General features: G+C 44.3%; 13 protein-coding genes. 2 read left to right on the top strand and 11 right to left on the bottom strand.

The window, feature by feature from the left end; all coding sequences use genetic code 11:
- Positions 1–6 precede the first annotated feature (6 nt).
- The 5 genes from rlmH to leuS all read right to left on the bottom strand — a co-directional run bounded on the left by rlmH (position 7) and on the right by leuS (position 5,310).
- Complete coding sequence (gene rlmH / locus ACED60_RS21925) at positions 7–477, bottom strand: 23S rRNA (pseudouridine(1915)-N(3))-methyltransferase RlmH (protein ID WP_009848474.1); 471 nt, start codon at positions 475–477, stop codon at positions 7–9.
- 3 nt (positions 478–480) lie between these two features.
- Positions 481–798: a ribosome silencing factor gene (rsfS, locus tag ACED60_RS21920; protein ID WP_009848475.1), complete on the bottom strand. Its 318-nt coding sequence runs from the start codon at positions 796–798 to the stop codon at positions 481–483.
- Between the two features lie 64 nt (positions 799–862).
- The gene (gene holA / locus ACED60_RS21915) at positions 863–1,888 is read right to left on the bottom strand and encodes a DNA polymerase III subunit delta (protein WP_371728473.1); all 1,026 of its coding nucleotides are present in this window, start codon (positions 1,886–1,888) and stop codon (positions 863–865) included.
- A gap of 9 nt (positions 1,889–1,897) precedes the next feature.
- Positions 1,898–2,554, bottom strand: a complete 657-nt coding sequence (lptE, locus tag ACED60_RS21910; protein WP_371728472.1) for an LPS assembly lipoprotein LptE — start codon at positions 2,552–2,554, stop codon at positions 1,898–1,900.
- A gap of 179 nt (positions 2,555–2,733) precedes the next feature.
- Positions 2,734–5,310, bottom strand: a complete 2,577-nt coding sequence (leuS, locus tag ACED60_RS21905; RefSeq protein ID WP_371728471.1) for a leucine--tRNA ligase — start codon at positions 5,308–5,310, stop codon at positions 2,734–2,736.
- A gap of 263 nt (positions 5,311–5,573) precedes the next feature.
- Between leuS and ACED60_RS21900 the strand changes: the two genes are divergently transcribed.
- Positions 5,574–6,044 carry a zinc ribbon-containing protein gene (locus ACED60_RS21900; protein ID WP_017062329.1) on the top strand — a complete coding sequence of 157 codons (471 nt, stop codon included), beginning with the start codon at positions 5,574–5,576 and terminating at the stop codon, positions 6,042–6,044.
- Between the two features lie 79 nt (positions 6,045–6,123).
- Here the strand turns inward: ACED60_RS21900 and lnt are convergent, their stop codons facing one another.
- From lnt to miaB, 5 genes are all read right to left on the bottom strand, one after another.
- Positions 6,124–7,641 carry an apolipoprotein N-acyltransferase gene (gene lnt / locus ACED60_RS21895; protein ID WP_371728470.1) on the bottom strand — a complete coding sequence of 506 codons (1,518 nt, stop codon included), beginning with the start codon at positions 7,639–7,641 and terminating at the stop codon, positions 6,124–6,126.
- 32 nt (positions 7,642–7,673) lie between these two features.
- Positions 7,674–8,564 carry a CNNM family magnesium/cobalt transport protein CorC gene (gene corC / locus ACED60_RS21890; RefSeq protein ID WP_012603382.1) on the bottom strand — a complete coding sequence of 297 codons (891 nt, stop codon included), beginning with the start codon at positions 8,562–8,564 and terminating at the stop codon, positions 7,674–7,676.
- A 120-nt stretch (positions 8,565–8,684) separates the two neighbouring features.
- On the bottom strand, positions 8,685–9,146 hold the full coding sequence (gene ybeY / locus ACED60_RS21885) for an rRNA maturation RNase YbeY (protein WP_135382070.1): 462 nt from the start codon (positions 9,144–9,146) through the stop codon (positions 8,685–8,687).
- Complete coding sequence (locus ACED60_RS21880) at positions 9,147–10,268, bottom strand: PhoH family protein (protein ID WP_009848483.1); 1,122 nt, start codon at positions 10,266–10,268, stop codon at positions 9,147–9,149. It abuts the gene before it with no gap.
- 163 nt (positions 10,269–10,431) lie between these two features.
- Positions 10,432–11,856 carry a tRNA (N6-isopentenyl adenosine(37)-C2)-methylthiotransferase MiaB gene (gene miaB, locus ACED60_RS21875; RefSeq protein WP_009848484.1) on the bottom strand — a complete coding sequence of 475 codons (1,425 nt, stop codon included), beginning with the start codon at positions 11,854–11,856 and terminating at the stop codon, positions 10,432–10,434.
- Between the two features lie 308 nt (positions 11,857–12,164).
- On the opposite strand from miaB, the gene ACED60_RS21870 reads away from it, so the two are divergent.
- Entirely contained in the window at positions 12,165–13,340 is a 1,176-nt protein-coding gene (locus ACED60_RS21870; RefSeq protein WP_371728469.1) for a 2-octaprenyl-3-methyl-6-methoxy-1,4-benzoquinol hydroxylase, read from the top strand.
- Between the two features lie 135 nt (positions 13,341–13,475).
- Here ACED60_RS21870 and ACED60_RS21865 read toward each other — a convergent pair whose 3' ends face one another.
- Entirely contained in the window at positions 13,476–14,516 is a 1,041-nt protein-coding gene (locus ACED60_RS21865) for a lactonase family protein (protein WP_371728468.1), read from the bottom strand.
- Positions 14,517–14,727: the final 211 nt, after the last annotated feature.

Genomic DNA, 14,727 nt, shown 5'->3' with positions numbered 1-14,727 from the left:
TAACGCTTATTCTCGATGATAAGGGTGGTTAGCAGTGACGCTCCAAGCTCGATACAAGCTTTCAGCCATGATAACGCGTACTAATGGGTGAGGGAGAGTAAGTGCTGACAGAGACCAGCTTTGGTCTGCTGCCGCTTTACATGCTGGTGCTAATCCTTCAGGCCCGCCAATAAGGATAGAAACGTCACGGCCATCCAGCTTCCAACTTTCCAATTGCTCTGCCAGTTGAGGCGTATCCCACTTTTTACCTGGGATATCGAGTGTAACAATGCGGTTACCTTTTGGAACTGCAGCTAACATCGCTTCGCCTTCTTTTTGAAGAATACGTGCAATATCGGCATTTTTACCGCGTTTTCCCGCCGTGATTTCAATGAGTTCTAATGGCATATCATGAGGGAAGCGGCGTTTATATTCTTTAAAGCCTTCTTCAACCCACTTTGGCATTTTTGTACCAACTGCGATTAACTGGATCTTCAAAGCTTAGCCCCAAAGTTTTTCTAGTTGGTACAGTTCACGATGCTCTTCTTGCATAACGTGAAGCATGCTTGTGCCCATGTCTAGAACAACCCATTCACCTTCTTTTTGGCCGTCCATGCCAAGGGGATTCATGCCAGCCTTGCGCACTTCATCAGCAACGTGCTGTGCAATAGAGGCAACATGGCGCTTAGATGTACCAGTACAAACAATCATGTAGTCAGTAACACTTGATTTGCCTTCTACATCGATAGTCACAATCGATTCTGCTTTCATGTCGTCGGCTTTGTCTGCAAGAAAATCTTTTAGTTCTTCACGTAACACGGGGTGTTCCTTTAATCTGAGTTTAGCTTTTTAGGGTCTGTTGACCCTAGAATATACCACGCTTTTATGCGTGAAATGGGATTGAAGCTGAAGGGATACAAAACTCTACGCTTAACTGATGAATTAGTGGCCAAGGCGACTGTTCATATTGCGTTTTTATCATCAATTCTACTTGAGTGAGTAGCGCAAACAGGGAGTGTAATTGAGATATCGAAACTCTTGTTAGCGCAGAGTTATAAAGAGGTTTTTTTGATTGCCAGATACGGTGCTTTTCAAATACCTGCGCGATTGGCATTTGCTTCATTTGTTGCTGCATTTGTAATAGCAGAGCAAGCTCACGTTGTATGCTGCGCAATAAGATAACGGGTTCGACACCTTCGGCTTCTAACTGACGCAGGATTCGCTGTGCACGATTGCCTTTGCCTGCTAATAACGCATCACTCCAGTGGAATGGCGTAAAGTGGTTGTGTCGACTCAGCGATTCTTCTAAACGTACTAATGTGAGCTTTCCATCTGGGTATTGGAGAGCCAGTTTTTCTAGGCTTTGGGTGAGCGCAAATAGATTACCCTCATGCCATTGCGCCAACATTTGTATCGCTTCAGGATCCGGAGATAAGCCGATCTGACGACAGCGTGTTTGGACAAACTGAGGTAAGCGGCTGACATCAGGAGTTAGGCAGCTGATCCAGTGGCCTTGATTCGAGAGTGCTTTAAACCACTTAGCACTCTCTTGAGCCTTAGTTAGCTTAGTGCCAATCAAGATCAATAGAATATCGTTGTGTATATGCTCAGAGATTGCGAGTAATTCTTTTGCAATCGCCGCATTGACCCCGGACTCTGGCAATTCAAGTTCGATGAGCTGACGGCTAGAGAATAGGCTCAATGCTTGAGTGCAGTCGTAGACTTGATTCCAGTCCAGACTGCTATCAATAGCAAAGCGGTGGCGTTCTTCGAAGCCTTGCTCTTTGGCTGTTTTTTGAATCGCTTCTCGGCTTTCCTGCAGCAGTAAAGGTTCGTTACCAAAAATTAGGTAAACGTTACTTAACTGTTTAGCAAGTTGCTCAGATAAACGATCAGCAAAAATACGCATTAAATAAACCTATTGATCGACAGTTACGCTAGGCTCAGCATCAGGAGATGCACTTGCGTCGATCTCAACGTCGTCAATTTCGATGTTCTTGATGTTGTATTGTTTCTCAAGCTCTTTCACTTGAACGTTCTCTAGAGCTTGTAGATCCATACTGTCGGCTGCAATATTTGCTTTCAATCGAGCCATTTGACGAAGGATTTGGCTTGTTGCCAACTTGCGCATCTCATCTTCAATCATGTCACGTTCAACCGATTTTGCGAGCGCTGTTAGTGGGTTATCTAAATAGCTTCGAGTTACGCTAGTTGAGAAGGTTTTGTCGCCTAGCTCTGGTATCGTCACACGATATGAAGCATTGAGCGTCAGTTCTTTTTCTGCCGCTAGAGTGTTTTGGTAAAGAGACAGGGTACGCTCACCGACGCCTTCGCTAATGATGTGAAGGTTAGGTGTGTTCTCAGCAGGTGGCACGATTTCCACATCATTCATACGCAACTGGCCTCTCATCATGCGTGTAAACGTACTGTATTGGTCGTAACTGGTCACAGAGATCTTGTTGAGCTCTTCTGGCACAGAGTAATCACCGCGCAGGTGAAAACCACAGGCGCTCAGTAGGCTAACGGTTAGAACAACAATAGTAACTTTCAATGAAGATAGTGAATTCAGGCGCATTATTTGATGGCTCTCATGAAGGTAGAATACTTATTAAAAGGCTTTAGTTCGCTTGAGTTGTTAGGCTCAAGTCTAAAGCGTTTAAATAAGTAGACAGGGTTATTAGTTACCCTGTCTACAGACTGCTTTTGATGAATTAAGTTCGTTAATTCTTCAGTAATTGCACTGTGCTAACGAAATTAGTTAGCAACGATGTTTAGAAGCTTACCAGGTACGAAGATAACTTTACGGATAGTTAAGCCATCTAGGAACTTCTTAGCGTTCTCATCGTTTAGACCAAGTTCACGAACTTGCTCTTCTGTCGCGTCAGCAGCAACCGTTAGTTTTGCTCGTAGCTTACCGTTGATCATGACAACGATAGTCTTTTCGTCTTCAACTAGCGCTTTCTCGTCAAACGTTGGCCATGTTGCTGAGTCTACGTTTGATTCACCAAGCGCAATCCACATTTCGTAAGAGATGTGTGGCGTCATAGGGTAAAGCATACGTACAACTGCTTTTAGCGCTTCATCAAGGATTGCACGATCTTGTACAGATTCTTGAGGTGCTTTCGCGAGCTTATTCATCAGTTCCATGATCGCAGCGATTGCTGTGTTGAACGTTTGGCGACGGCCGATATCGTCCGTTACTTTCGCGATAGTCTTGTGGATATCACGGCGAAGTGCTTTCTGGTCACCAGATAGCGCAGAAGCGTCAACAGCTTCAGCTGCACCCTTAGCAGAGTGAGCGTGAACCAGTTTCCAAACACGCTTAAGGAAGCGGTTTGCCCCTTCAACGCCAGACTCTTGCCACTCAAGTGTCATGTCTGCAGGCGATGCAAACATCATGAATAGACGTACTGTATCAGCGCCGTACTTGTCTACCATCTCTTGTGGGTCGATACCGTTGTTCTTAGACTTAGACATTTTGATCATGCCTGAGTGTTCAACGTCGCGGCCTTGGTTGTCGACTGCTTTTTCAATGCGACCTTTTGCGTCACGGTCGATAGTCACGTCAGTTGGAGCAATCCATTCTTTCGTGCCTTTCTCGTTCGTGTGGTAGAACGCGTCAGCGAGAACCATGCCTTGACATAGGAGTTGCTTGAACGGTTCATCAGACGTTACATAACCCGCATCACGAAGAAGCTTGTGGAAGAAACGAGAGTAAAGCAGGTGCATACATGCGTGCTCGATACCACCAACGTATTGGTCAACTGGCAACCAGTAGTTTGCTTTCTCTGGATCTAGAATGTCGTCAGCTTGTGGTGAACAGTAACGTGCGTAGTACCATGAAGATTCCATGAACGTATCGAACGTATCAGTTTCACGTAGCGCAGGTTCGCCATTGAATGTTGTTTCAGCCCAAGATTTGTCAGCTTTGATTGGGCTAGTAACACCATCCATTACCACGTCTTCTGGAAGAATTACTGGCAGTTGGTCTGCTGGTACTGGATGAACTTCACCGTCTTCAGTGGTTACCATTGGGATTGGAGCCCCCCAGTAACGCTGACGAGACACACCCCAGTCACGTAGACGGAAGTTTACTGTTTTCTTACCTTTGCCTTCAGCTTCAAGCTTCGCAGCGATTGCATCGAATGCTTCTTGGAATGCAAGATCATCGAATTCACCAGAATCGAACAGTACACCTTTTTCAGTGTAAGCCGCTTCAGACACATCTAGTTCAGAGCCGTCTTCTGGCTTGATTACTGGAATGATATCGATGCCGTACTTAGTTGCGAATTCATAGTCACGTTGATCGTGAGCAGGAACCGCCATTACAGCACCTGTGCCGTAATCCATAAGAACGAAGTTAGCTACGTAAACAGGAACAACACGACCGTTAAGAGGGTGGATCGCCGTTAGGCCAGTATCCATACCTTTCTTTTCCATCGTTGCTAGTTCAGCTTCAGCCACTTTGGTGTTGCGACATTCTTCAACGAATGCTGCAAGCTCAGGGTTGTTCTGTGATGCTTTATCTGCCAGAGGGTGACCCGCAGCGATACCAACATAAGAAACACCCATTAGTGTGTCTGGACGAGTTGTATAAACTTCTAGTGGCGCTTCTTCACCGTTAACAGCGAAAGATAGCTCAACACCTTCAGAGCGACCGATCCAGTTGCGCTGCATGGTCTTAACCATTTCAGGCCAACCTTCAAGGTTGTCTAGATCGTCTAGCAGCTCTTGAGCGTACTCAGTGATCTTAATGAACCACTGTGGAATCTTCTTTTGTTCTACCGGAGTATCACAACGCCAGCAGCAACCGTCTTCTACTTGCTCGTTTGCAAGTACAGTTTGGTCGTTTGGACACCAGTTAACAGAAGAAGTCTTCTTGTAAACTAGGCCTTGTTCGTAAAGTTTAGTGAAGAACTCTTGTTCCCAACGGTAGTACTCAGGTGTACATGTTGCGAATTCACGTTTCCAGTCGTAACCAAAGCCTAAAAGTTTAAGCTGGTTTTTCATGTATTCGATGTTTTCGTAAGTCCACGGAGCAGGCGCTGTGTTGTTTTTTACAGCTGCGTTTTCTGCTGGTAGGCCGAATGCATCCCAACCGATTGGCTGCATTACGTTTTTGCCTTGTAGACGTTGGAAACGAGATACCACATCACCGATGGTGTAGTTACGCACGTGACCCATGTGCAGTCGGCCACTTGGGTACGGGAACATAGAAAGACAGTAGAATTTTTCTTTATTTGGGTCTTCACTTACAACGAAAGTCTCGCTGTCATCCCAGTGTTGTTGAACCTTTTGTTCAATCTCTTGCGGGTTATATTGTTCTTGCATCGATGGTATCCGGTTATCTTGGAATTTGTGAGTTCGGTTAGAACAGAATCTTACAGATCGTCATAGAATACCTAAAGGAGCCTAGTACAACAATAGTTATACCCTTCATACTTGCAGTTGCTGCCTAGTAGATGGCGTAATTTTCACTGAATTTCGCAGGGCAACTATACTTAAGAGTATGAATTGCATTTGTTTGTGAGCGGGAGTGCATTGTGACGCACCCGTTTGCCCGCGTAAAAGTTGGTTATCTTAAGGAGGTTGTTATGCCGAAGAAAAAAGCACTCTATGAAGAAGTGGTTGAAGAGGTCATCGAAACGCTGAAGCATAGTCCTGAAGAGCTCAACAACAAAATCGAAACGTCAGGTAAATTTGCGAAAGCAGCCAATGACATGACCAAAGACGAGCTGTCGTTGATTTCCGCTTACGTAAAATCGGATTTAAAAGAGTTTTCCGAAAGCTATGAAGAGAGCAAAAGTGGTCCGTTTTATTTGATGATTGCAGACTCTATTTGGCAAGGCCTGTTGGACATCACTGATCGAACTAAGGTGGAATGGGTTGAACTGTTCCAAGATTTAGAGCATCAGGGCCTATATCAAGCGGGTGAAGTCATTGGGTTAGGTACTTTGGTATGTGACGAGTGTGGTCATCAAACCGAATATAACCACCCAACCAATATCATTCCATGCATTAAATGTGGTTCTAAAGGGTTTAGTCGTAAAGCCCTTAAACCGTAAACATGTAATTAACTTCAAACTGCGGCAATAAAAAAGGGTTGACTCAATCAGTCAACCCTCTAATCACTTTTCTTCGAATCTAGCTCTTTGGCTTTCTAATTACCCAACCCATCACCAAACTGAGCAACGCCCAGATGTACAGTGGCCAAGTACCAACTGTGTGATAAGGCGTTTGACCATCCGTTGAAATGAGTTCAGCTTTTAATACGGCCGTTTCAAACTGAGGCACTTGTTTGATGATGTTGCCTTTATAATCGGTAACAGCCGTCACACCATTGTTGGTAGAGCGAATAAGCGGCTTACCAAGCTCTAGAGCACGCATCTGTGCAATTTCCATATGTTGCAATGGCCCAATCGAACGACCAAACCACGCATCGTTAGAGAGCGTTAGAATAAAGTCAGTTTCATCTGTTACGTTTTGTCTAACTTGATCATTAAATATGATCTCATAACACAACGCAGGCGCTAGATGACGACCATTTGCTACGATGTTTGGTTGAACAAAGTCGCCACGGCTAAATGATGACATTGGCAAGTTAAAGAACGGTGCTAATGGGCGCAAGATATCTTCAAACGGAACAAACTCACCAAACGGTAACAAATGGTGTTTATGATAGCGCTCGTCTGGATCGTAGCTGTACTCACCATATGGATTCACACCAAGTGAAAGAACACTGTTGTAGTACTTCTTATCTTCAGATTGATTCAGCACGCCAGTGATGATCGAGCTGTTGTTCATCTTGGCTGCACTGTCTAAGTTTCGTAGGAAAGATGGAATCTCTACCTCAAATGCAGGAATAGCCGCTTCAGGCCAGATGATGATATCGGCGTCCCAGTTTTCTCTGCTTAGGTCGGTGTACTTCATCATGGTTGGCCAGCGATGACTCGGCAGCCATTTACTGTCTTGATCGACGTTGCCTTGTATTAAGACGACTGACGTAGTTTTTTCAGGGTTCGGCGTGACCCAATCGATGTTGCGAATACCAAAACCGGTGCTAAATACGACGGCAGGAATGATAGCGATACTCCAGGCCCGGTTAACAATCGCATAAGCGAATGCAGAGGCTGAAACAATGATCGCTAGAGTTACTAACTCGACGCCGCCAATCGGTGCAAATGAACCTAGTGGCGAATCGATTTGGCTGTAGCCTAACCAAAGCCAAGGGAAGCCCGTCATTACCCAGCCACGTAGCCAATCACTGATTAACCACAATGCAGGAGCTGCAAGGAAAAAGCGGCTTAGGTTATTAGCAGGGAAGAACTTGTTCAAACTCCAGGTAAATAGACCCGAATAAACGGCTAGGTAGCCAACAAGCAATGCCATCAAAAATAGGTTGGCAGCCAGTGGCATGCCGCCAAAACCATCAATGCTGACGTATACCCAGCTGATACCTGTCGTGAATTGACCTAAACCCCATGCGTAGCCAACCCAAAGCGCACTCTTAGGAGAGCGGTTGTGGATCAGTAACAGCAACAAAGCTGGGCTGAGAATAGCAAGAGGCCATATAGAGTATGGAGCGAATGAAAGGGTGGTTATAGCGCCAACAAAAACGGCCGCAAGCGGCCGTAATAGGCGATGAATAAAGGTCTTAGTCATCTAATTTCTGTCATCTCTTTAGAGAGAAGTTGTTATTCTTCGATAGTAGGAAGAGGCTGTTCGTCAGGAATGGTTACCTGTAGCTGAATCACACGACGGTTATCTGCTGATGTTATTTTGAAATGGTAGTTTTCAATCTCTACAATTTCGCCACGAACCGGCAGGTGACCGAGTGCTGTCATAACCATGCCGCCTACGGTATCCACTTCATCGTCACTAAAGGCAGTGTTAAACGTATCGTTGAACTCTTCAATAGTGGTTAAAGCTTTTACAGAGAAGGTATGCTTACTCAGCTTACGAATATCTAGCTCTTCTTCATCGTCGAACTCGTCTTCAATTTCACCAACGATTTCTTCGAGGATATCTTCAATGGTTACCAGGCCAGAAACTCCACCAAACTCATCGACAACGATAGACATGTGGTAGCGCTCTTCTTGGAACTCTTTGAGTAGGCGATCAACACGCTTACTTTCAGGAACAACCACGACAGGGCGAATCACTTGTTCGATATCAAATGGGGCACTTTCTGAACCCAAATACTTAAGTAGGTCCTTCGCTAATAGAATGCCTTCAACATGGTCTTTGTCTTCACTGATCACTGGGTAGCGAGAGTGTTGAGCATCAGTAATAAGCGCAATCAATGTATCTAAATCATCGGTGCGTTCAACTGTAACCATTTGAGAGCGAGGCAGCATGATATCGCGTACTCGCATCTCTGAAATTTCCATTACACCCTCGAGCATGTCGCGCGTGTCGTGGTCAATGAGGTCATTAATTTCTGAGTCGCGGATTACATCTACGAGCTCTTGGCGATCTTTTACTTCACCTTGAAATAGTTGGCCTAGGCGTTCAAAGAAGGACTTTCTACTCGGACCTTCAGATTTTTTACTTCCCTCAGAAGTGGGGGGGTTACCTTCGTTCATGATTTCTCAAAAAATAACGCTATCAGAAGTGTGATAGCACACGTTACAACTCAGATTCCTGCGAAAATCACAGGTTCGATGAGTTATTGTTTCTCTGCAACCTACTTTACTAGAATCGATTTACTTTTCTAGAATATACGGGTCTTCAAACCCCATAGTTTGCATGATTTCTGTTTCGAGTGACTCCATCTCTTCAGCTTCATCATCTTCGATATGATCATAACCTAGCAGATGCAGACTGCCATGTACAACCATATGAGCCCAGTGTGCTAGCAGAGGCTTACTTTGCTCTTCTGCTTCTTTTTCGACAACTTGGCGGCAAATAATGAGGTCACCCAGTAGATCTAATTCCACTCCTGGTGGTGCTTCAAATGGGAAAGACAGCACGTTAGTTGGCTTATCTTTTCCACGATAGTCATGATTGAGCTGGTGGCTTTCTTGTGTATCAACAATACGAACCGTCAACTCGGCGTTTTCTTGAAACTGAGGAATTGTCTTGTCTAACCAAAGTTGAATATCTTGCTCAGTTGGAAGACCTTGCTCATTTTCGACTGCTAATTGCAGGTCTAGTTCAATAGACATCTATTTATCACCTTGCTCTGCAATGACAGAACTATTTTGTGTTGCTAATTGTGTCGTAACAGCTTGCTGAGCCTCAAGAAGTTTGGCTTCTCGTTCTTCTCGTTTGCGAGCCTCAAACTCTTTACGCTCTTTTTGGTCTTTGGCTTCCCACTTCTCGTACGCATTAACGATACGAGCAACCACAGGGTGACGAACGACGTCTTCAGACATGAAGAAGTTAAAGCTAATATCATCCACTTCACTGAGCACTTCAGTTGCATGACGTAGGCCTGATTTTGCACCACGAGGTAAATCGATTTGTGTAATATCACCTGTGATCACAGCGCGAGAGTTAAAACCGATACGGGTTAAGAACATTTTCATCTGCTCTACCGTGGTGTTTTGGCTCTCATCAAGAATGATAAACGCATCATTCAATGTACGACCACGCATGTAAGCCAGTGGAGCAACTTCAATCACGTTACGTTCAATCAGCTTCTCAACTCGCTCAAAGCCAAGCATTTCAAACAGTGCATCGTAAAGCGGACGCAAATAGGGGTCTACTTTTTGGCTTAAATCACCCGGTAGGAAACCAAGCTTCTCACCAGCTTCAACAGCAGGACGAGTCAGTAGGATTCGACGAACTTCTTGACGTTCAAGTGCATCAACCGCAGCCGCAACAGCTAAGTACGTTTTACCAGTACCAGCAGGTCCAATACCAAAAGTGATGTCATGAGTGACCATGTTCATTAGATATTGTGCTTGGTTTGGCGTGCGAGGTTTGATAACGCCTTTTTTAGTCTTAATGGTCACTTCTTTGCCGTAGTCGATTTCAGACTCGACGTGTTGCTCCAAAATACCAGACTCAGTGACCGCCAGATGCACTTGCTCCGGTTCGATATCGATTATGTTGCCTTTAACTGGAGCCGTTTCAACATAGAGGTGTTTGATGATGTCTAAAGCGGCGGCTGTAGTGTGAGGCTTACCGACAATCGTGAAAAAGTTGCTACGGTAATTAATCTCAACACCCAGACGACGCTCAAGATGCTTGATGTTGTCGTCAAATGGTCCGCATAAACTTGCCAAGCGCTTGTTGTCTGCTGGCTCTAGGTTTATCTCTAAGGTAACGATTTTATTGCTCAAATTAGCCTCTCATTTTGTGCCACTCACTCTTAAATATAAAAAAGAGCAAAAAGCCCGATTTAGACCGGGCTTTTGATGGTGATATCCCTATTTCTAAGATGGTCACTTAGTTAGGTAATTTCAAGCTTTGTGTTTGCGCTTTGTGCTCAAACAGTTGTATTGCCTATGGCGTAAATGTCGCTACACCTAGCTCGTCTTCACGTTTTGTTTTTTCCATCATTTCTGCTGGAGTCATTACAACGCGTAGACCCATGTCTTTTTCTGTGCGAACTAGCTCACCACGTAGTGAGTTAGTGTAAACCTCAGTGATCTTCACATCTACAAACTGACCGATTAGGTCTGCAGAACCTTCGAAGTTCACAACACGGCTGTTTTCAGTACGGCCACGCAGTTCCATGAGATTCTTTCTTGATGGACCTTCAACAAGAATACGCTGCTCTGTGCCTAGCATTAGACGAGAGAAACGCATAGCTTGTGTGTTTACTGTTTGTTGCAGTTCGTACAGACGATCTTTTTTCTCTTGTGCTGGTACATCACATGGGTAATCTGCCGCTGGCGTACCTGGACGTGGAGAGAAAACAAAGCTGAAGCTCATATCGAAATCAACTTCTTTAATTAGCTTCATTGTATCTTGGAAGTCTTGCTTAGACTCACCAGGGAAACCAACAATAAAGTCAGAGCTGATTTGAATGTCAGGACGAGCTTTACGCAGTTTACGGATAATAGATTTGTACTCGATAGCCGTATGTGGACGCTTCATCATCGTAAGAATACGGTCACTACCACTTTGTACTGGTAGGTGAAGGAAGCTCACTAGTTCAGGGGTATCTTTGTAAACTTCAATGATGTCGTCACCAAACTCAAGCGGGTGGCTTGTTGTGAAACGAATACGGTCGATACCATCAATAGATGCAACTAGGCGAAGGAGCTCTGCAAATGTGCAGATGTCACCTTCGTGAGTAGGGCCTCGGAATGCGTTTACGTTTTGGCCTAGCAGGTTTACTTCACGTACGCCTTGCTCTGCAAGTTGTGCAACTTCGAATAGCACATCATCCATTGGACGACTAACTTCTTCGCCACGAGTATATGGAACAACGCAGTAAGTACAGTACTTAGAACAACCTTCCATGATAGAAACGTAGGCTGTTGCGCCGTCTGCTTTTGGCTCTGGCAGGTTATCGAACTTTTCGATCTCTGGGAAAGAGATGTCCATTACTGGCTTTTCGTTAGATAGTGATGACTTAATCATCTCTGGTAAACGGTGTAATGTTTGTGGGCCAAAGATAACGTCTACGTAAGGTGCACGTTGACGAATGTGATCACCTTCTTGAGTCGCTACACAGCCACCCACACCGATCACCACACCTTCTTTTTTATCTTTAAGCGTTTTCCAACGACCAAGCTGGTGGAATACTTTTTCTTGCGCTTTTTCGCGGATAGAACAAGTATTCAATAGTAGTACGTCTGCTTCCTCAGGTACTTCAGTTAGCTCATAGCCATTTGCAGCGTTAAGCAGGTCGGCCATTTTTGATGAATCATATTCATTCATCTGACAGCCCCAAGTTTTAATTAGCAGTTTCTTACTCATTATATGTTCGCTCGATCGTTAGTTTAATTTAAGGGAGCAAATCGCCCATTATTCATCCGCTAGCTCCGTTCGTCATAATTCGGTATTCAATTTTATGACAGGCTCTAGCGGCAAGCGGCGTATTGTACTGGTTTCAAAACCGACTGACTAGTAGTCTGAACAAATCTCTTATGTAGTGGTTTTTATTATCGTTAACGCCATATGCCATAAGGGATAACCCTTCTTTCGAATAAGGTTTTTGGTTACAAGTTCGTTATGAAAAAGTACAATCAAAAACAGTCAAAGAATCAAACTGATAAGTACAAAATATGAACAGTTACGATATTGTAGTCGTCGGTGGCGGCATGGTTGGTGCAGCAACAGCAATCGGTTTTGCAAAGCAAGGTCTGAGTGTTGCGGTGATCGAAGGTTTTGCCCCACAAGCTTTTGATGAGTCGCAAGCGATGGACATTCGTGTGTCAGCGATTTCTCAAGCATCGGTCGATTTGCTTGAAGATCTTGGTGCATGGCAAAGTATTGCAGCGATGCGCGTCTGTTCTTACAAGCGATTGGAAACTTGGGAAAACCCAGAGTGTCGTACTCGGTTTGATGCTGCATCTCTTGATTTACCTCGTTTAGGTTACATCGTTGAGAATCGATTAATCCAATTGGGTTTATGGGCTCAGTTTGATGCCTACAACAATCTCGAACTGTTATGTCCAGAAAAGCTCGATGAGATTGAGTTTGGTGAAACCAATATAGTCAAGCTTCAGTCGGGTACTCAGTTGTCAGCGAAGTGGGTGGTTGGCGCTGATGGCGCAAATTCAGCCGTCCGTCAGCAAGCAGGGATTGGTATTACGGCTTGGGATTACCGACAGCACTGCATGCTTATCAACGTAGAAACAGAACAGCCTCAGCAAGATATTACTTGGCAGCAATTTTTACCAAGTGGCCCTCGTTCATTTTTGCCTTTGTGTTCTCTAGTCTCTGACGATCAAGAAGTCGGGCAGGGCTCGTTAGTTTGGTATGATTCTCCACTGCGTATTAAGCAACTGTCAGCAATGCCCCCTGAAAAACTACGTAATGAAGTACTTACTCACTTTCCTAAAGAGTTAGGTGATATCAAAGTTTTGAACTCGGGTTCTTTTCCTCTGACACGACGTCATGCTCAATCATACTCAAAGAATAGCTGTATTTTAGTCGGGGACTCTGCACATACGATTAACCCTCTAGCAGGGCAGGGTGTTAACTTGGGTTTTAAAGATGTGGCAGCACTATTGGATATCACCCAAGAGAAAGGTGAATTGAATCAATCTGTGGCGAGACGCTATGAAGTGATCAGAAGAGGTGACAATCTAATGATGCAAAGTGGCATGGACTTTTTCTACAAAACGTTTAGCAATGACATTGGCCCACTTAAGCTTGTGCGAAATGCAGCACTAAAGCTAGCAGAAAACTCAGGGCCGATTAAATCACAGGTGCTTAAATACGCTTTAGGGTTGTGATTGGTTAGTCCAAATTATCTAGTTATAAAAGAAGGAGAGCTGAGGCTCTCCTTTTTTGATTTCATGATAGTGCTTAGTGCTTAGTGCTTAGTGCTTAGTGCTTAGTGCTTAGTGCTTAATTCTTAATTCTTAATACTATTGCGTTACACACACAGGTGCATCAATGGCTAAAGAGCATCCAGTATAGGTGAGGGAGCCATCTTCAATATCTCGTTTGAATGACGTGAGGTTGTTGGAATGCTGGTTTGCGGAGATAAGCCATTGGCCGTCATTAGTGATATGAAAGTCGCGAGGGAACTTACCTTCAACATCGTAACTATCCATAAAAATGAGCTTTTGAGTGACGGAGTCTATTTTAAAACAACTGATTCTGGATTGATGTCGGCAAGACACATAAAGAAATTGCTCATCTGGCGATAGCTTAATTGCAGCCGCTGCTTCTCCTTTTTCCATATTAGGAAGTACATCAACTTCTTCCACAATATTCCACACTCCTAAAGACTTTTCCAAAATCAATATCGTTTCAGAGAGCTCACATACCACATAAGCTCTATCTTCAGCTTGGTTAAAGGTTAGATGACGAGGTCCATTCCCTGCACGCACTTTGATAGATTGCATTGGTTCATCAAGGAACTCTTCTTGCTCTTCGTCAAAGCAATAGAAGTTGATTCGATCGGTTCCGAGATCGACGGTCACAAACTGCGGAGAGTTCTTTAGGAAAAGGCTTTGATGTGCATGTGGGCCCGTTTGTCTTTCTGCATTAGGTCCAGAACCAACCATTTTGAGTGTTTTGAGCCGTTTATCGATATTGCCATTGATACTTAAACTAAAGATATCGAATGTCCCTGATGAATATTGCGATGTAATAGCAAACTTATTGTGGGGATCTATCGTGATATGACAAGGGTGATCTCCTGATATTGGCCCAGTATTTGACGCTATTTTTGAATCAGAATTCGGTATATGAATCAGTTGTGGTTGCATCTTTTGGTCAACTTCAGAAGCTGTGTAGACCCCCAACTTTGTCGTGGTAATAAACGAGGGGTTAGTGCAGGCCGCTATAAGCTCTAAAGGCAACAGCGTTCCCGTTTCTAGATCTAACTGAGTTTGATATACACCTTGGCTATTACTTGGAGAATCTGTGTAGCAACCGATCGTTAAAGGGAGGGTTTTCATAGGCAGTCATACTCAGTTAGAAAATGGAGCAGACATTGTCTAATAAAATTGTAGTAAAAGTGAGGTTATAGGAGAGAATACTTGGTGACTTGGCTTGCAGATTTACATATTCCAGATAAAACAAAACCCAGCTAAAAAGCTGGGTTCTATTCAATAATGGTGCGGTCGGAGAGACTTGAACTCTCACACCTCTCGGCGCCAGAACCTAAAT

Source organism: Vibrio sp. 1F279 (assembly GCF_041439815.1).
GTDB classification, from domain to species: Bacteria; Pseudomonadota; Gammaproteobacteria; order Enterobacterales; family Vibrionaceae; genus Vibrio; species Vibrio tasmaniensis_A.
The sequence above is the reverse complement of the archived record's forward strand: the minus strand, read 5'-3'. Positions and strand labels throughout refer to the sequence as shown.